Genomic DNA, 16,568 nt, shown 5'->3' with positions numbered 1-16,568 from the left:
TTCGCGCTGCCACCCCAACTGGAGAAGCCCTCCTGATAAGGAGAGCTGAAACGGGCGGGAGGCCCTCCCCCAACGTTTGAAACGTACTGCGCGAAAGTTATTGATTGGACTTGGCGTGCTATACCGCAACAGATCTAACTGTGGTGGCCAGATTTGGCCTTAGTCCAGATTATGAGCCGCCAACGCGCGCTGGATTTCGCGGCGGACGAGTTTGCGTACATTGCGCGTGACCCGTTCACCCAATGCGCCCTGCAGCTCGCTGCGCACGATATCAACAACCATCTCACGCAGCATCTCTTCATCCACCACGGCTGTGTCCTCAGTGGCTTCCAGCTGGGTGACAACGGCCTCGGTGGTATCCTCTTCCAGCATCTGCTGAAGTGGTTCTACTGGCGCGTCCTGCTCGGGCGCTGAATGCGCCTCAGCGCGCACAAACTGTGGCACCTGCTTCGCTGCATCAGCAAATGGTGCGGTTGCGCTGGCATCCGGCTCCCAGATCTCATCCTCTGCCGCATCATTGGCGGCTTCCATCTCTGCAATTTTTTTCACAACCGCAGCTGCGCGATTGCGCTCAGGCGCGGTTGAACCTGCAAACGCGTTCGCACCATTGGCATCCCGCACATGGCCATTTAGCCGCGTGGCCGTCTCACCATCATTGGGGTTCAAGGCAGCCTGAAACAACGTCGCGCCAGGCTCTTTCCAAGGTTCTTCCTGCGATAGAGCCGCATCTGCTTTGAAAGATGCATCCTCTGCGCTGGGGATGTCCTGCGTTTGGGACACATCTTGGTCAGCATCATCTGCCTGCGCATCGCCAGCCTGTGCATCGCCAGTTTGCTCAATATCTTCTGCTGCGGCGGGCGCGTCCTCTTCCATCACCCGCAACGCTGGGGTCAGCACCAGCCGAGGCGCCGGAGAACGTACGCGGCCGCGCGAGGCGCGATTTTCCGCGTTCATCCGGGTTTCATCACTCACCAAACGGCGAATGGAGGAAAGAACATCTTCAACACCTGCGTGCTCTACCGGATCGGACATGTTTTCCTATCGACTCTTGCCTGTTGCAGGAACTCTAGCCTGCTCAATCTATTACGACAACAGCCCATGGTTCTCCATGGGCTGTCTCTCAGGTCATTATCTCGATCTAGCGTCGAATTTGTGCGCCGAAATCACTGTTTTCCAAGCGCTTTCAGCACCCGGTCCAGATCCTTGCTGCGCTTACTGCCCGCGCTAGGTGCATCTTTCACCAGGTTATAATACAGCGTCGGGTCATAAATCTCGACTGCAAGCCCCAGATGTTCGGCGGTCAGAAGGCCCTGAGATTGCAACAGGTTATAGGCAGCGAGCGACAGGTTTGCCCGCGCTTGCACCCGGTCTACTTGCGCATCGAGCAGTTCCTGTTCAGCTTCAAGCACATCCAGCGTTGTGCGCGCGCCCAAGGTGGCTTCTTCGCGCACGCCATCAAAGGCTACGCGGGCCGAGCGCACTTGCTGCTCAGAAGAGGTCAGACTTGCTCGGGTTGCATTGAGGTTGGCGAAGGTCGCGGAAACCCCCTGCTCGATCTGGCGCTGCACAGTGATCAGCACGCCTTTCTCTGCATCCATACGGGCTTGATCTGCACGCACGGCAGCCTGGCGCCCGCCCCCGGCATAAAGAGTCTGACCCAGCTCAAGCGACACACCACGGTTGTCTGTATCGGTGCGTTGATTGAAGGTTTGAGTGTGGCCGACGTTACCGCGCAGCGTAATGGTTGGCCCCAGGGCTGCACGGGTACTCGCAATACGCAACTGCGCCGCTTTTACCGCATGCTGTTGTGACAAAAGTGCCGGATGGTTGCGCCGGGCCAGTGCCTGCGCATCACGTTCCGAGCGGCTGGCGCTTGGCAGTGGTGGCTGGCCCTGGATGGTGCCAGGTGCATTGCCGACCACCTGTTTATAGGTCGCACGTGCCGCAGCAAGATCACCGCGAGCCTGGGTCAGCTCCGCCTGCGCGCCAGCAACACGGCTTTCGGCAAGCGATACATCGGTGCGGGTCACTTCACCAACATCGAAACGGTCTTGTGCTGCGCGCAGTTCTTCCCGCAGCAGGCGTAGGTTGTTGCCCCGCAGGCGCACGTTTTCCTCTTGGAACAACACGCTGACATAGGCGTTCACCGCACTGAACAGCACCTGTTGTTCAACGTTCAACAAGTTCTGCCGCGTCGCCAGCACCACTTCTTGGGCCGCACGCTTGGTCAGTTTTCGCTGGCCGCCATCCCAAAGCACCCAAGATAGGTTTGCATTAGCACTGAATGTATTGGTGTCATGGTCCTGCAGCCCGAAGGTGCCCGGCCCACGGGTATATTGGTGTGACGCAGTGAGCGCCCAGTTCAAAATCGGACGCAGCGCAGCCACGGCCGAGGCCACGTCTTCATCCGCAACCCGCAACAGCGCGCGGTTTTGATCCAGCAGGCCGCTGGTTTTGTAAGCCCCTATCAAAGCATCCGAAAGATTATCGGCTTTCAGCGCGCTGGGAGCGCCCAGCACAGCAAGCATCCCGCCGGCCATCGCCGCCGCCCGTACAGTTCCCTTGAGTGCAAAAGAGACTGAGCCCCTGCGGGACCGGTTTGCAAAAAAAGTCTTGAGCATGTGACTGCCCCCTATCTGCCGCCGCCCCCTGCCGTGTGGCAAATGGACGTGATTAAAATATGACAGGCTGCCAGACAAATTGCCAAGCACCACTATCATCCACAGGTATGACGCCGGTCCCCAGATCCAGACGTCAGCTCCCCTTAGGCAGATCCAAGACAGATCTTGCCCTTAAAGAGCAAATTCCTTGGCAGCTTCAAAGCCGGGCAGAACCGGCGCAGTGGCATTAAAATCAAACCGCCAGGAGGTCTGACCGTTGGATTTATAGCCGATTTTCACCTCTCCGACCGAGCCGCTCATGAACAGGGCCGCAATGCGCCCGCCATCCTTGAGCTGATCCAGCAAAGAGTCAGGCAGTGTTTCCACCGCCCCTTCTACAAAAATCACATCATAAGGACCGTGTTCAGCGGCCCCTGAAACCAAGGCACCTGGATGCACAATGGCATTGTCCGCGCCCACTTCCAAAAGTTGCGCCGCCGCATCACGCGCCAGTGCTTCGTCTTCTTCTACGGCAATGACCATCTGCGCCATGCGCGCAATCACCGCTGCCGTATAGCCCAGACCACAGCCCACGGTCAGCACCAGCTCATCATTGTTGATGTCCAGCGCATCCAGCGTCTTGGCGAGCGTGCGGGCCTCGACCACAACACGACCATCCCCCAACGGCACGTTTTGGTCAGCATAGGCCCCTTCCACCTGCGCATCCGGAACAAATGCCTCACGAGGAACAGCCAGCATTGCGTCAATGATCGGGTACTTGGTCACATCTGACGGACGGACCTGGGTATCAACCATCATACGGCGACGTTCGGCGAATTCACTCATTGGCTCAGCTCATAGATAACTTGGCGGTTACACCTTTGTGCCACAGGCGACCCGGCGGAGCAACGATTCCAAGTAATTTCCACGCGGATGTGACGCGGGAAACTCACTTTCGTTTGACAAATTTGGTTAAGATTACAATGCGCTGACCTTCGACGCGGCCTTCGATGTGCTCGGGATTGTCTTGCACTAGGGAAATATTGCGCACCGCGGTGCCCCGTTTCGCGGTAAAACCTGCGCCTTTTACCGGCAGATCCTTGACCAAAACCACGGTATCGCCAGCCTCAAGCGGGGTGCCATTGCTGTCTTTATGGGCGCCATCATTTGGCGTCCCTCCGGCAGGCATCGCATCCACCCAGGCCTGGGTCTCTTCATCCAGCCAAAGCTGTTCCCGCAGATCGCGGGCCCAGTCATGATCCGACAAGCACGTAAGCAGCCGGGCCGACAACACCTGCACCGCCGCCTTTTCGCTCCACATCGCGGTCGAGAGACAACGCCAGTAGTTGGGCTGCAATTCCCCAGAGAGCTGCTCAGCACAGTCCTGACAGATAAGAGCCTGGCCATCGTCCGGACCACCGGGCACATCAAGCGGCAAAAGCGACGCATCCGCGCCGCAAAGATCACAATTCATCAGCCAGTTACTCCAACAGCATGTCAGAGCGGTTTAAAACACTGTGGCATCGGTGAAAAGGTCCAAGGTGCCGCAGCTTAGCGCAGCTCATAAAGCCGCTTGGCGACCTGCCACGAGACCGGCACCGCCAGCACAAACCCCAGCGCAGCCGCGATCACAATAGCAGACACCGTCACCTGCCCGATAACCAGTGCAACCAAAACGCCGACACCAGAGAGGGTGGTGCCAATCAGCAGGTGAAGAATCAAAGCGAGGCGGGTCATAGGCTGTCTCCATGAGATCTGGCGCGTTTCCTTTAGAGGAGTGTAGCGACGCCAACCACCGGGGCTTTGATTTGGATCAGAGGGGACGCATCTAGGCGCAGGGCTGGCAAAGAGAGTTGCGCAATGCTTAGGGATTTGAGTTAGGGGAAATTTCGCGGGGTGATCAAACGGGTGTTACAGACAGTCCGGGATCACACGTAGAGGGCAGCGCCCGACCGAGGTGGGGGCAAAGCCCCCGCCTGGGGGGCGGGCGGGGGCTGCCCGGTCTGGCGACCGGACTAGATAGATTTATTTTGCAGAACTTCAGAAACCGGGTAAGTCCACACGCCTGAAACCATACTGCCCGCCAGCCAGTTCTAGCCGTGAGTAATTCAGTTCAGGCCCAAGCACATCAATAACTTGAGATGCCAAACCATCCCCTGCCCTATTACCAAAAATGACGCCGGAAAGCCTGTAGCCAGGAACGTTGCTATAACCGCAGTTCCCAGACGGGCTGACCATGCGGAATTCTTCTTCATACCTCCAAACAGCTGCCTTTGAGAGTACAGCTAGTTCCATTTTTTCGCGTGCTATAGCTGCGATGTCACTGCGGTGTGTTTGGAAACGCTCATTGAGAGTAAAATCGCTGACCCCATTCTGCAAAGCATCATGCAGTTTCATATGAACATAAAATTCGGAAGGCGAATAAATTGGGGGCTGATCAGACCAATACTGGACCTGCAGAATTGGCGGCCCAACAACATCTAAGCGCTTCAGGTCTTTTTCGAATTCCAGACAAATCCCAGAATAACTATTTGCATAGTGAGCCCACATCAAAGGGTTTTTCCAAGACCTATTGAAAGAGGCTTGCGTCACATCCTTGGCGACACGATCGCCAAAAAGAGGAAGTTCCAGATGGGATCTACTGATGTCCGTTTCTGTGACCTGATCCGGCAACAAATTCCCTAAGCTGTATTTTTCTTCAAGGTAGCATTTGTATTCATAGATATTCGCAGTGAATTGCTCGGCAGTCTCGACGTCAAAACGAAGTGTTCCCTCAAAGGGGTCATTCTGCTTGCAAATAAAGTTCAGCCATACCTTGTTATCAACGAGATGCTTCAGCTCATCAGTAAAGTACCCCGGCGAAGTACTGCGGTATCTATAGAGCCTATCTGGCAGCAAGACTGCATCCCTCTAGAATTAGACCACCTTCAAGCTGGAAAATCTACCAACCATGAAGAGCTTTTGAAATACTGTGGTCACATGCCCGCACTCGTAAAGAACCCCGCGCCGGGGCGCGGGGTCAAAAATCAATCATCCATTTTCAAAGCGCTGATAAACGCCTCCTGCGGAATATCCACCTTGCCGAACTGGCGCATCTTCTTCTTACCCGCTTTCTGCTTGTCCAGAAGCTTGCGTTTCCGGGTGGCGTCGCCGCCGTAGCATTTGGCGGTCACGTCTTTGCGCAGCGCCGACAGGGTTTCACGCGCGATCACCTTGCCGCCGATGGCCGCCTGGATCGGGATTTTGAACATGTGGCGCGGGATCAGATCCTTGAGCTTTTCACACATGGCCCGGCCGCGCATCTCTGCCCGGTCGCGGTGCACCATGGTTGACAGCGCATCCACCGGTTCATCGTTGACCAGGATCGACATTTTCACGAGATTGTCCTCGCGGTAGCCGGTCATCTGGTAGTCAAAGGAGGCATAACCCTTGGTGACCGATTTCAGGCGGTCGTAGAAATCAAACACCACCTCGTTGAGCGGCAGATCATAGACGCACATGGCGCGGGTGCCTGCGTAGGTGAGGTCTTCCTGAATGCCGCGGCGATCCTGGCACAGCTTCAGCACGTCGCCCAGATATTCATCGGGCACCATGATGGTGGCCTTGATCCGCGGCTCTTCCAGGTGGTCCACCTTGGACATGTCGGGCATGTCGGCGGGGTTGTGCAGCTCCATCATCTCACCGGGCTCGTTTTCCTTGCCCTTCATATAGATGTGATAGATCACGCTGGGCGCGGTGGTGATAAGCTCGATATTATATTCGCGCTCAATCCGGTCGCGGATCACCTCAAGGTGCAAGAGCCCAAGGAAGCCACAGCGAAAGCCAAAGCCCAGCGCCGCAGAGGTTTCCATTTCAAAACTGAACGACGCGTCATTCAGCGCCAGTTTATCAATGGCGTCGCGCAGGTCTTCAAATTCAGAGCTGTCGACCGGGAACAGGCCACAGAACACCACAGGCTGCGCCGGTTTAAAGCCATCCAGCGCGATCTCAGTCCCGTGGCGATCATTGGTGATGGTGTCGCCCACGCGGGTGTCACGCACCTGTTTGATCGAGGCGGTGAGGAAACCGATCTCACCGGGGCCGAGGCTGTCGACCATCTGCATTTCCGGGCGGAACACGCCAACGCGATCCACATGGTGCAGCGTGTCGTTGGACATGAATTTGACCCGCATGCCCTTTTTCAACGTGCCATCCATGATGCGCACCAGAACAATCACACCGAGATAGGCGTCATACCAGCTGTCCACCAGCATCGCTTTGAGCGGCGCATCCAGCGTGCCTTCGGGGGCGGGCAGTTTTTGCACGATGGATTCGAGGGTTTCGCGAATCCCCTGCCCGGTTTTGGCAGAGACCTGAATCGCCTCGGTCGCATCAATGCCGATCACATCTTCGATTTGTTCGGCGACGCGATCACAATCAGAAGCGGGCAGGTCAATCTTATTCAGAACCGGCACGATCTCATGATCGGCCTCGATTGCCTGATAGACGTTTGCCAGCGTCTGCGCTTCAACGCCCTGGGTGCTGTCCACCACCAGCAATGAGCCTTCGACTGCGCGCATGGAGCGGGAGACCTCATAGGCAAAATCTACGTGGCCGGGGGTGTCGATCAGGTTGAGAACATAGTCCTCACCGTCGTCCGCCTTGTAATCAATTCGAACGGTATTTGCCTTGATGGTAATCCCGCGTTCACGTTCGATGTCCATACTGTCGAGCAGCTGCTCTTTCATATCGCGGTCCTCAACCGTGCCGGTCTCTTGGATGAGCCGGTCGGCAAGCGTGGATTTACCGTGGTCGATATGGGCGACGATTGAAAAGTTACGGATCTTTGAGAGCTCTGTCATGGGTTTGGGATATGGTTCGATTTTGCGTCCCGGTCAAGGATGCGAATGACCCAGAGGCAGGAATTTTGAGACAAGACGTAAGGAGTTTGAGGACCTATGGCGGTTGGCACGGTAATGCAGGTTGATTTGGACGATATTTCATCGGAGCGCGAGCTCTACGGTTGGATGGCCACTCAGCCAGCTGAGCTGAGCCGTGCAATGGCGGCGCGCTCGGCCTTGCGCAGCTTGCCTGCGGTGATGACACGGGTGGAGCGTATGACCACCAATGCCAATGCGGGCGCATCGCTGGTCTCATGCTTACGGGCAACAATTGTGACCTGCGTGTCAGCCCATCGTTTGGATGGGCCAAGCGAAGCCTTGATTGACGCAGCTGTCGCAGCTGCCAACGCAGCACCGCGCATGTACCCATCGGTGACAGATCGCACCGCAACGCTGTGCGCAATGTCTGCTGCGGAATCGGTGACCTGCAAGGCACGCGCATCTGTGGCCGATGCTGCTGGTCAGGCGTTGAGCCTCTCAAGTGATACGGCACGGTCGTCCACTTTGACCGCTGGGCTTGCGCCGTTCAGCTCAGAAGCAACTGTCATTGGCGATGCCAAAGCGGGTCAGGATACCCACGGTGCGGAACTGTTTGAAACCCGCCTCTGGACCACCGGCAAAGCGCCCATGCCGATCCTTGAGTATTGGGAAGGCTTCTCCAAAGCAGCCCGCGATGAACCAACCTGGACCTATTGGGTCGAATGGTATCAAGGGTTTATGTCCGGAGCGCCGCTGGATTGGGAGCTGCAGGAATTGGTCGCGCTGATCGATGATACGATCTGGCGCGCAGGCGCCGAAGCGGTGGGCATAGAGATCGAACGCATCCGCACGGAAATCGCCGCCAAAGCCGCAGCAGCAGCCGAGGCCGAAGCCGCCGCCAAGGCCGTCGCGGTGGAAGAACAGCGCCAGCTGCGCGGTGCCATGCCCGCATCTGTGGATCACCTGGTTGCCAATCGCACCATTGCACTTGCGGTGCTTGATGGGTTGAGCGCGCAGGTGGAACTGTCGCAAAGCCTTGTTGCCAGCAGTGCCACCATCAGTGCCCCGCTGGCCAAAATGCAAACCGGCCTGAGCCAGGTCTGCAATACGCTGCGTACCAGCACGCCTGACGCACTGAAACAAGAAAGCACCCTCATGGGTATGCGAACGCAGGTTGCCCATTTCAATATGGCGTTTCAGCAGTTTGAAGCCGCAGTGCTTGCCCTGAAACACAACCGCGCCGATCTGCCTGCCCCGGATCAAAAGGTACTGACAGCCCTGCTGAACCAGCGCGCATTGCTCGGCTCTATGGCCAGTGGTCTGTCTGTTCTCGCCGGGCAAGATCAAAGCCTGCAAGACCGCTATGAGGATTTTGCTGCAACCTGGCTGGATCTGGCGAAAGCTGCATAAAAATTTCTTCAGCTGCTGTTTGGGCAAAAACCCGCGCAGCAGCTGTTTTCGATTTGAAAGCATTGCGTCTCGTCCCGTCCTGTCGCATCAATAAATATCTTTCAAAAGCTGATCTTAACCAGTTTGAGGCGGCACACCTTATAGGTGCAAGCCGCAACTCATCACAATCTGGAACAGGCGAAATAGCGGGGCAGAATCGATGACACGTATCTTTTTGATGGTTGGCGCAACCTGTATGACGCTGGCGGCTTTTGTACCGCTCACTCCCGCCAGTGCAGATGTGGAACGAGCCTGCCGACAATCAGATCGCACAGCCAATCGGAACCTGTGCAATTGCATCGGCCGCGTTGCTGATAATCAGCTGTCTCGCCGCGAACAGCGCACCGTGGCAAAATGGTTTAGCAACCCGGATGAGGCGCAAAGCGTGCGCCAATCAAGCAATCGCAGCGATGAGGCACTGTGGAAGCGCTACAAGGCGTTTGGTGAAACAGCCAGACGGATTTGCGGCTAATTCATCACGAGCCAAAACAGGGCTGCTCATTGCTGAGCGGCCCTTTTTCTTTCGGCCCTATAATATTCCGCCAGCGCGATATTTTTTGCACGGCTGCACGATCAATAGGCACCTTGCGCGTTTCCTGACTTTGCTTTGTCGAAATATATGGGCATGTTACGTGAATGCCATAAGACAATGAAACGCTTGTCTGTGACTGAATTTCCCGTTGAAGTTTATGGGGAAAAACCGGTGGACTCGCACCTTTTTCCTAAATGCGCGCAACGGTTACTAAGTGCCAGATTTTTTTGGAGCGCAAATATGTTGTTAAAAGGGGTTACCCTGCGGGGGCTTGAAGTTTTTGAAGCTTTGGCAAAGACAGGGTCGGTGGCACAAACTGCAGAAATTACAGGGTTGAGCCAACCCGCCGTCAGCCAACAATTGCGAAATCTGGAAAAAGCACTGGGTGGGGATCTGGTGGATCACGGACGGCGCCCCATGGTTGTAACCCCGGCGGGGCGCAATTTTCTAAGCCGCGCGGAATTGGTTCTGTCAGAACTGCGACTGGCTCAAAGCGAAATGTCGGTGATGGATCTGACCCATCTCAGCACCCTGTCGATAGGTTTGATTGATGATTTTGACAATGACCTGACACCACGCCTTGCAACCATCCTGGCCGACAGCATGACCCAGTGCCGGTTCAAGATGATCACCGCCTCAAGCCTGGAAATCAGCCGTGCGATGGATGCACGTGAACTGAACATCGCCATCGCCGCATCAACAGGTGAGCCCCGCAGCGGCATCACCGAATATCCGCTGGTACGAGATCCCTTTATTCTGGTTGCCCCCAAGGGGTTGCTGGGCAGCGCTGAAGTCGACATTGATCGGCTGAATACCCTGCCCTTCCTGCGCTATGCCCGCGAGCAGCTCATTTCGCAGCAGATCGAAGCACAGATGCAGCGCGCGGGATTTGCCTTTGAGGAGCGTTTTGAAATTGGCTCCCATCTGGCGCTGATGGCGATGGTAGCACGTCGGATCGGCTGGGCCGTCACCACACCACTGGGATATATGCGTGCTGAGCGTTTCCATGACCAACTCGAAGCGTTCCCGCTGCCATTTGGCGCGCTGGAACGTACAATTTCGCTGTTTGCAGCGTCAGATTGGGCAGATCGGGTGCCACGTGATGTCGCCACCACCAGCCGCCGCCTGGTGCAAAGCCAGATGATCGACAAAGTCGTGGCGCGCCTGCCCTGGCTCGCAGGTGAGTTTAAGGTCATCAACGACTGACTTTGCACGGGCTGCGCTTGTTCAGCCCGGAGCCAAAGCCTGTTTAAGCCCGGCGGCCGCGATCTCTATCAGATCGAGGCAGGCATCAAATTCACGCGTGTAATAGGGATCGGGAACATGGCTTGCCCCGGTCTCTGCCGCGTAATCTGTGAGCAAGACCACCTCTGTGTCAGATCCATCTGGGCGCAAAGCTTCGATATTTTGCAGATTATCCTGATCCATTGCCACGATGAGATCAAAAGCCGCAAAATCCCCCGCCACAAACTGACGCGCGCGAAGATCTGAAAGATCCAGCCCCCGCATCCGCGCGGCGGCCTGCATTGGGCCGTAGGGCGGCTCGCCGACATGCCAGGCAGAGGTGCCAGCGCTGTCAGTCTCACATTCAGGACAAAGACTACGAAACACGCCCTCAGCCGCGGGGGAACGGCAGATATTGCCAAGACAGACAAACAGAATACGCTGCGCCATTTGGATCACCTCACGAAGTTGGATGCAAAAAGGGCGCGAGATCCCCGCGCCCAAATTGTGATTTAATGATTGTGGCCAGAGTGATCCCCGTGACCATCGTGCTTGTGGTCATCATGTTTATGCTCACTGTGCTTATGCTCGCCGTGGCCAGCATGACCCTTGCGGCTAAGATCAACAGGCACCACAACTTCGATCTCACCGGCTTTTTCAAACACCAGTGTCAGTGCAACTTCATCCCCGTCACGAAGCCCCTTGTGCAGCCCCATCAGCATCACATGATCACCACCACGTTTGAGCGCGTGATGCCCCCCAGCAGTAACAGCAAAGCCTTCGGGCACATGCAGCATCTGCATTACGCCATCATTGCCTTCTTTGTGGGTGTGCAGCTCAACGCGGGCCGCGATATCGGATTTGGCGTCAATCAGGCGATCATCCTGCGCGCCGTGGTTGTCAATTTCAAAGAAGATCGCACCCACTTTGGCGTTCGGAGAGGAGACGCGCGCATAGGCGTCTTCGATGGCCACACCATTGGCTTGATCTGCGAGCGCTGCACCGCTGAGCATCACAGCAGCAGCGACGGCGATGAATTTAGAGGTAAAAGACATGTGTTTTCCTTAAGTGTCAGACTGTAATTAGGGATGAAATTAACAGGCTGACGGGCGGTGCCCGGGCGCTTGAACTTGGGGCAAGCCAAGTGGTGCAAAAGGAACGTACAAGGATTGGCGCATTGCGCGCTGTGGACTGCGGCGCTCGCCATTCCAGCAGCGCGGGCATCAGCAGTGATGCGCTCATGACCACACAATCAGGACAGACGTGATCAGGGGCGGTGGGTTGGCCATCCGCATCCACATAGATCGAGATCACCCCATCACCGGTGCAGATAACCATCCGCCCGGCGGCATCCGGCATAACCATGCCAGCAGCGGCCCCCTGCCCCATCAGGGTCACACTCAGCATCAAAGCCAAGCTCAGGTATATCCGCAACAGATGTCTCATAGACTTCTTATGCCGAGGCGATCAGCACATCACAAGAGGGACACACGCGACAAAAACGCCGCCTGGATAACCAGACGGCGTTTTGTATTCTACGATCGTAAAGACGCGTATTAGGCTTCTACAGCCTGCGCTTTTGCGATTTCTTTTTTCACTTTGAGCGCGTTGGTGGACAGCTCTTCGTCTTTGGCTTTTGCCAAGAAGGCGTCCAGACCACCGCGGTGATCAACAGAGCGCAGTGCAGCAGCAGAGATGCGCAGCTTGACGCCACGACCCAGGGTCTCGGACTGCAGGGTAACGTCGTTCAGGTTCGGCAAAAAGCGACGTTTGGTTTTGTTGTTCGCATGGCTGACATTGTTGCCAGTCATCGGGCCTTTTCCGGTCAGTTCGCAACGGCGCGACATGAGTTTATCCTTCGTTTCTGGGGCGGAAGAACCGAGGCCGACCAAATTGCCGAAACATCGAATCAACTGCCAAATCACAAGGGGCGCGGCCATTGGCTGCGCCCGAAAACTGGTTGGATGCGTTTAGGAGGAATCGCGGGCGGGGTCAAGCCAAATGAAACGGATTTATGGTGCCAGCCAGTGTTTTCCCGCAAATGCATGCGCTGCACCGGCATCTACTGTGCTTTTGCCGCGCCCACAATATAAAGAAAGCCCCTGATGGGGCTGTCTTGAGTATTTATATAAAGATGAAGCCCGTCTGGCGCTATGACTGCGCCAATGAGGCAAGCAATTTGCGCGCAGCATGCGTTGGTGCCATATGCCCCTGCCCCACCTGGGCGCTGAGCTGCGCCATGCGTTGACGCACATCGGGCGCATTCAACTGTGCCAAAAGCGCGCTGCGCACTTCCTGATCAAACCAATAGGCCGCTTGTGAAGCGCGACGGCGAGTCCAATGGTGATTGTCCTTGCGCCATTCGATCAAGGTCTGGATGGTCTCCCAGGCGTCTTGGAGGCCATCTTTTTCAATCGCGGACACCGTTTTTGCACAGGGATAACCATCGGGATCCTGCGGACGCTTGCGCAATAGGCGCAGCGCACCAGCATAATCGGCACAGGTGCGGGTGGCGGCTGATTTCAGATCACCATCGGCTTTGTTCACCAGGATCATATCGGCCATTTCCATAATGCCGCGTTTCACGCCCTGCAGCTCATCGCCCCCCGCAGGTGCCAGCAAGAGCAGGAACAGATCCGAAAGCTCTGCCACAACGGTTTCTGACTGCCCCACACCAACGGTTTCGATCAAGACAACGTCAAAATTAGCCGCCTCGCAGAGCGCGACCGCCTCACGGGTGCGACGCGCCACCCCACCAAGATGATTCTGGCTGGGCGATGGGCGGATAAAGGCGTTTTTCTCGCGGCTCAGATATTCCATCCGGGTTTTATCTCCAAGGATCGAACCACCAGATCGGGTAGAACTTGGATCCACTGCAAGCACAGCTACCCTCAGCCCCATTTTGATCAGCATCATACCGAAGGCTTCGATAAAGGTGGATTTGCCAACACCCGGCGTACCAGAAAGGCCAATGCGCAGCGCTTCGCGGCCTGATTGTTGCACCTGCTGCAACAGCAGCTCAGCATCGGCACGGTGATCGCTGCGACCGCTTTCGATCAGGGTGATGGCGCGGGCCAGTGCGCGCCGCTCGCCATTGAGGATCCGTTCCCCCAATTGTGCTATCTCATCACCCATGCGTCAGCCTCCCTCTTTGTTGCCCGAGTTCAACCGGAGCCGCGCCCGAAAGTCCAGTCTTGGATTGGCAGAAATGAGTGTTAGCGCACCAAGTCAAAACCCCTGACGTAACGCTCCTGCGATTTGCGCGCGAAAACAGCTTGGGGTCGCACCTGCACTGGACCTTTGACGCAGCTCTGACAATAAGGAGCTATGTCACAAAAGCTTCCCATCGAATCCGCCCTGCCCGACCTGATAGCCGCGTTGCGCCAAACCGGTCGTGCGGTTTTACAGGCCCCACCGGGGGCGGGCAAAACCACGCGGGTGCCGCTCGCGTTGCTGGATGCGAACCTCTGCGCGGGTAAAATTGTCATGCTGGAGCCACGCCGTCTGGCAGCGCGTGCCGCCGCAGAACGGATGGCAGAAACCCTGGGGGAGCCGGTAGGGCAGACCGTGGGCTACCGCATGCGCGGCGCAGCCCAAGTCAGCAAGGACACCCGGATCGAAGTGGTAACAGAGGGCATCCTGACCCGGCTGCTGCAGCGCGAACCCGATCTGCCGGGGATCTCTGCGGTTATCTTTGATGAATTCCATGAGCGTTCGCTGAATGCTGACTTTGGCCTGGCGCTATGTCTCGAGGTTGCGGGTGCGCTGCGCGATGATCTGATGCTGATTGCCATGTCTGCCACATTGGATGCGGCACCTGTTGCTGCTTTGATGGATGCGCCAATGGTGACATCCGAGGGGCGCAGCTTCCCGGTGGAAACGCGCTGGTTGGAAAAACCTCTGCCAGCCAAAGCCCGCAGGATCGATGAGATGGTTGATCTTATTGTGCGCGCCGAACGTGAAAGCCGCAAAACCGGCGGCGCTTTGCTCGCGTTTTTGCCCGGCGAAGGCGAAATCCGTCGCGCAGCTACCACCTTGTCCTCGCGCCTGCCAGAAAGCTGCGAAATTCGCCCCCTGTTTGGCGCGCTGCCCTTTGCAGAACAGCAGGCGGCCATTCGCCCTGCCACACAGGGGCGCAAAATCGTTTTGGCCACGTCGATCGCCGAGACCTCGCTGACCATTCAGGATGTGCGGGTTGTGATTGATATGGGGCAATCGCGTCGGGCGCGGTTTGACCCCGGCTCCGGCATGTCGCGGCTGGTGACCGAGCGGGTCAGCCGCGCCGAAGCCACCCAGCGTCAGGGTCGTGCAGGCCGGGTGGCCGAAGGTATCTGCTACAGGCTCTGGACCAAGGGCGAAGAAGGCGCGCTGATGGCGTTCCCTCCGGCAGAGATTGAGGCGGCGGATCTTGCGCCACTGGCACTTGAGCTCGCGTTATGGGGGGCTAGCCCAGAGGATCTTTCGTTTTTGACCCAGCCCCCAGTTGGCACGCTAAGCGAAGCGCAGGCATTGCTGCGCATGCTGGGCGCGCTTGCTGAGGATGGGCGCATCACCGATCACGGCAAAGCTCTGGCAAAACTTCCGCTGCACCCACGCCTTGGACATCTGCTGCTGAACGCAGGCCCTGCCGCCGCGCCGCTATGTGCGCTGTGCGGCGAACGCGATCCTTTGCGCGGCGCGCCACCGGACCTGGCGCTCCGGCTTGAGCTTTTAAAAGATGCCAAAGCCTTTGCCAGCCGCCGCCCCTATCAGTTTAACCGCCAAACGGTTGAGCGGATCAAATCTGAGATCAAACGCCTGCGCCGTCAGTCTCCGGAAGTATCGCGCGACCTATCGCCTGCCGCAATGGCCGCCTTGGCCTATCCGGATCGCATTGGCCAGCGTCGCAAGGGCGATATCGCGCGTTTTGTGCTCTCAGGTGGGAAAGGCGCAGTGATGGAAAGCGCCGACGGCCTGGCGAGCGCCCCGTTCATTGTGACGCTCGACACTGATGGCAACCCCCGTGAAGCGCGCATTCGGATGGCCGCGCAGATCAGCCTCAGCGACATCCGCGACCTGTTTGCAGATCAGATCACCCAGGTGGATCTGTGTGAATGGTCCAAACGCGACCGGCGCGTGGTCACGCGCAAACAAGAGCAACTTGGCGCAATCGTTCTGGATGATCAGATTTGGAAGAACGCCCCCCAAGACGTGGTCGCCCGCGCGATGTTGGATGGTGTGCGCGATCTCGGGTTCAAATTCTCCCCCGCGGCCAAACGATTGGTGGCGCGGGTAGAGCTTTTACGTGAGGCCGGACATGACCTTCCAGATTTTTCAAATGATGGCCTTATGGCCACGCTGGAGGACTGGCTTTTGCCGATGCTTGGGCGTGAACGCAGCCAGGAAGACTGGAAACGGTTTGATCTGGTGCCCGCATTGCAAGCCGCGCTGAGCTGGGAGCAGTCGCAGCTTTTGGAACGTGAAGCTCCTGCCAGTTTCAAAACGCCGCTTGGTCGCAAAATACCAATTGATTACAGCGGCGAGATCCCCGCCATTGAGGTTCGCCTGCAAGAGCTGTTTGGCGTCACACGCCACCCGACCATCGGCACAGAACCACTGAAAGTCACCCTGCTGTCACCCGCACAGCGACCGATCCAGATTACCCGCGACATTCCCGGTTTCTGGGCCGGCTCTTATGAGGATGTGCGCAAGGACATGCGCGCGCAATACCCCAAACACCCCTGGCCCGAAGATCCCACCGAGGCAGATCCCACGTTACGGGCCAAACGTCGTCCCACCGCAAAATAACGCGCCACACCTATCAAACGGCAGCAATTGCAAGAAATTTGCAATGAATTGCAAATAACCCGGCTGTAGTCTTCAGAAGCGACGGTCGAGGCCTTGAAAACCTACATGTTATCGTTA

16 protein-coding genes are annotated in these 16,568 nt (G+C 57.1%); 4 read left to right on the top strand and 12 right to left on the bottom strand.

What is annotated here, in order from left to right; all coding sequences use genetic code 11:
• Positions 1-159: 159 nt before the first annotated feature.
• The 7 genes from GG681_RS11960 to lepA all read right to left on the bottom strand — a co-directional run bounded on the left by GG681_RS11960 (position 160) and on the right by lepA (position 7,441).
• On the bottom strand, positions 160-1,032 hold the full coding sequence (locus GG681_RS11960; RefSeq protein WP_153548234.1) for a hypothetical protein: 873 nt from the start codon (positions 1,030-1,032) through the stop codon (positions 160-162).
• Between the two features lie 131 nt (positions 1,033-1,163).
• Positions 1,164-2,528 carry a TolC family outer membrane protein gene (locus tag GG681_RS11955; RefSeq protein ID WP_408057668.1) on the bottom strand — a complete coding sequence of 455 codons (1,365 nt, stop codon included), beginning with the start codon at positions 2,526-2,528 and terminating at the stop codon, positions 1,164-1,166.
• A 264-nt stretch (positions 2,529-2,792) separates the two neighbouring features.
• Positions 2,793-3,446 carry a protein-L-isoaspartate O-methyltransferase family protein gene (locus GG681_RS11950; RefSeq protein WP_153548233.1) on the bottom strand — a complete coding sequence of 218 codons (654 nt, stop codon included), beginning with the start codon at positions 3,444-3,446 and terminating at the stop codon, positions 2,793-2,795.
• Positions 3,447-3,549: 103 nt separating this feature from the next.
• The gene (locus tag GG681_RS11945; RefSeq protein ID WP_153548232.1) at positions 3,550-4,074 is read right to left on the bottom strand and encodes a PhnA domain-containing protein; all 525 of its coding nucleotides are present in this window, start codon (positions 4,072-4,074) and stop codon (positions 3,550-3,552) included.
• A 77-nt stretch (positions 4,075-4,151) separates the two neighbouring features.
• Positions 4,152-4,337 (bottom strand): CTP synthetase, encoded by a 186-nt coding sequence (locus tag GG681_RS11940; protein WP_153548231.1) that lies wholly within the window; start codon positions 4,335-4,337, stop codon positions 4,152-4,154.
• Between the two features lie 303 nt (positions 4,338-4,640).
• Complete coding sequence (locus tag GG681_RS11935; RefSeq protein WP_153548230.1) at positions 4,641-5,498, bottom strand: DUF2971 domain-containing protein; 858 nt, start codon at positions 5,496-5,498, stop codon at positions 4,641-4,643.
• 128 nt (positions 5,499-5,626) lie between these two features.
• A complete protein-coding gene (gene lepA / locus GG681_RS11930) occupies positions 5,627-7,441 on the bottom strand; it encodes a translation elongation factor 4 (protein WP_153548229.1) in 1,815 nt (604 codons plus the stop codon).
• Positions 7,442-7,537: 96 nt separating this feature from the next.
• Here lepA and GG681_RS11925 point away from each other — a divergent pair, with 96 nt between their 5' ends.
• From GG681_RS11925 to GG681_RS11915, 3 genes are all read left to right on the top strand, one after another.
• Positions 7,538-8,869 carry a hypothetical protein gene (locus GG681_RS11925; RefSeq protein ID WP_153548228.1) on the top strand — a complete coding sequence of 444 codons (1,332 nt, stop codon included), beginning with the start codon at positions 7,538-7,540 and terminating at the stop codon, positions 8,867-8,869.
• Between the two features lie 199 nt (positions 8,870-9,068).
• The gene (locus GG681_RS11920) at positions 9,069-9,380 is read left to right on the top strand and encodes a hypothetical protein (RefSeq protein ID WP_328593364.1); all 312 of its coding nucleotides are present in this window, start codon (positions 9,069-9,071) and stop codon (positions 9,378-9,380) included.
• A 300-nt stretch (positions 9,381-9,680) separates the two neighbouring features.
• Complete coding sequence (locus tag GG681_RS11915) at positions 9,681-10,646, top strand: LysR family transcriptional regulator (protein WP_153548227.1); 966 nt, start codon at positions 9,681-9,683, stop codon at positions 10,644-10,646.
• A 21-nt stretch (positions 10,647-10,667) separates the two neighbouring features.
• Here GG681_RS11915 and GG681_RS11910 read toward each other — a convergent pair whose 3' ends face one another.
• The 5 genes from GG681_RS11910 to meaB all read right to left on the bottom strand — a co-directional run bounded on the left by GG681_RS11910 (position 10,668) and on the right by meaB (position 13,799).
• Positions 10,668-11,114, bottom strand: coding sequence for a low molecular weight protein-tyrosine-phosphatase (locus tag GG681_RS11910; protein ID WP_153548226.1), 447 nt, complete (start codon positions 11,112-11,114; stop codon positions 10,668-10,670).
• 62 nt (positions 11,115-11,176) lie between these two features.
• Positions 11,177-11,719, bottom strand: coding sequence for a copper chaperone PCu(A)C (locus tag GG681_RS11905; protein ID WP_153548225.1), 543 nt, complete (start codon positions 11,717-11,719; stop codon positions 11,177-11,179).
• A 16-nt stretch (positions 11,720-11,735) separates the two neighbouring features.
• Positions 11,736-12,110 (bottom strand): hypothetical protein, encoded by a 375-nt coding sequence (locus tag GG681_RS11900; protein ID WP_153548224.1) that lies wholly within the window; start codon positions 12,108-12,110, stop codon positions 11,736-11,738.
• Positions 12,111-12,220: 110 nt separating this feature from the next.
• Positions 12,221-12,511: a 50S ribosomal protein L28 gene (rpmB, locus tag GG681_RS11895; RefSeq protein WP_153548223.1), complete on the bottom strand. Its 291-nt coding sequence runs from the start codon at positions 12,509-12,511 to the stop codon at positions 12,221-12,223.
• A 304-nt stretch (positions 12,512-12,815) separates the two neighbouring features.
• A complete protein-coding gene (meaB, locus tag GG681_RS11890) occupies positions 12,816-13,799 on the bottom strand; it encodes a methylmalonyl Co-A mutase-associated GTPase MeaB (protein ID WP_153548222.1) in 984 nt (327 codons plus the stop codon).
• A 192-nt stretch (positions 13,800-13,991) separates the two neighbouring features.
• On the opposite strand from meaB, the gene hrpB reads away from it, so the two are divergent.
• Positions 13,992-16,451, top strand: a complete 2,460-nt coding sequence (hrpB, locus tag GG681_RS11885) for an ATP-dependent helicase HrpB (protein WP_153548221.1) — start codon at positions 13,992-13,994, stop codon at positions 16,449-16,451.
• Positions 16,452-16,568 lie beyond the last annotated feature (117 nt).

Origin of the sequence: Tritonibacter aquimaris (assembly GCF_009617595.1) — a bacterium.
GTDB lineage: Bacteria > Pseudomonadota > Alphaproteobacteria > Rhodobacterales > Rhodobacteraceae > Epibacterium > Epibacterium aquimaris.
This window is presented reverse-complemented; position numbering and strand designations above follow the sequence as displayed.

Excerpts from the sequence above, each read along its gene's own strand:
- GG681_RS11900 (WP_153548224.1), bottom strand. The coding sequence starts at position 12,110 with ATGAGACATCTGTTGCGGATATACCTGAGCTTGGCTTTGATGCTGAGT.
- GG681_RS11910 (WP_153548226.1), bottom strand. The coding sequence starts at position 11,114 with ATGGCGCAGCGTATTCTGTTTGTCTGTCTTGGCAATATCTGCCGTTCC.
- GG681_RS11905 (WP_153548225.1), bottom strand. The coding sequence starts at position 11,719 with ATGTCTTTTACCTCTAAATTCATCGCCGTCGCTGCTGCTGTGATGCTC.
- GG681_RS11925 (WP_153548228.1), top strand. The coding sequence starts at position 7,538 with ATGGCGGTTGGCACGGTAATGCAGGTTGATTTGGACGATATTTCATCG.
- meaB (WP_153548222.1), bottom strand. The coding sequence starts at position 13,799 with ATGGGTGATGAGATAGCACAATTGGGGGAACGGATCCTCAATGGCGAG.
- GG681_RS11955 (WP_408057668.1), bottom strand. The coding sequence starts at position 2,528 with ATGCTTGCTGTGCTGGGCGCTCCCAGCGCGCTGAAAGCCGATAATCTT.
- rpmB (WP_153548223.1), bottom strand. The coding sequence starts at position 12,511 with ATGTCGCGCCGTTGCGAACTGACCGGAAAAGGCCCGATGACTGGCAAC.
- GG681_RS11950 (WP_153548233.1), bottom strand. The coding sequence starts at position 3,446 with ATGAGTGAATTCGCCGAACGTCGCCGTATGATGGTTGATACCCAGGTC.
- GG681_RS11960 (WP_153548234.1), bottom strand. The coding sequence starts at position 1,032 with ATGTCCGATCCGGTAGAGCACGCAGGTGTTGAAGATGTTCTTTCCTCC.
- GG681_RS11920 (WP_328593364.1), top strand. The coding sequence starts at position 9,069 with ATGACACGTATCTTTTTGATGGTTGGCGCAACCTGTATGACGCTGGCG.
- lepA (WP_153548229.1), bottom strand. The coding sequence starts at position 7,441 with ATGACAGAGCTCTCAAAGATCCGTAACTTTTCAATCGTCGCCCATATC.
- GG681_RS11915 (WP_153548227.1), top strand. The coding sequence starts at position 9,681 with ATGTTGTTAAAAGGGGTTACCCTGCGGGGGCTTGAAGTTTTTGAAGCT.
- GG681_RS11945 (WP_153548232.1), bottom strand. The coding sequence starts at position 4,074 with ATGAATTGTGATCTTTGCGGCGCGGATGCGTCGCTTTTGCCGCTTGAT.
- hrpB (WP_153548221.1), top strand. The coding sequence starts at position 13,992 with ATGTCACAAAAGCTTCCCATCGAATCCGCCCTGCCCGACCTGATAGCC.
- GG681_RS11940 (WP_153548231.1), bottom strand. The coding sequence starts at position 4,337 with ATGACCCGCCTCGCTTTGATTCTTCACCTGCTGATTGGCACCACCCTC.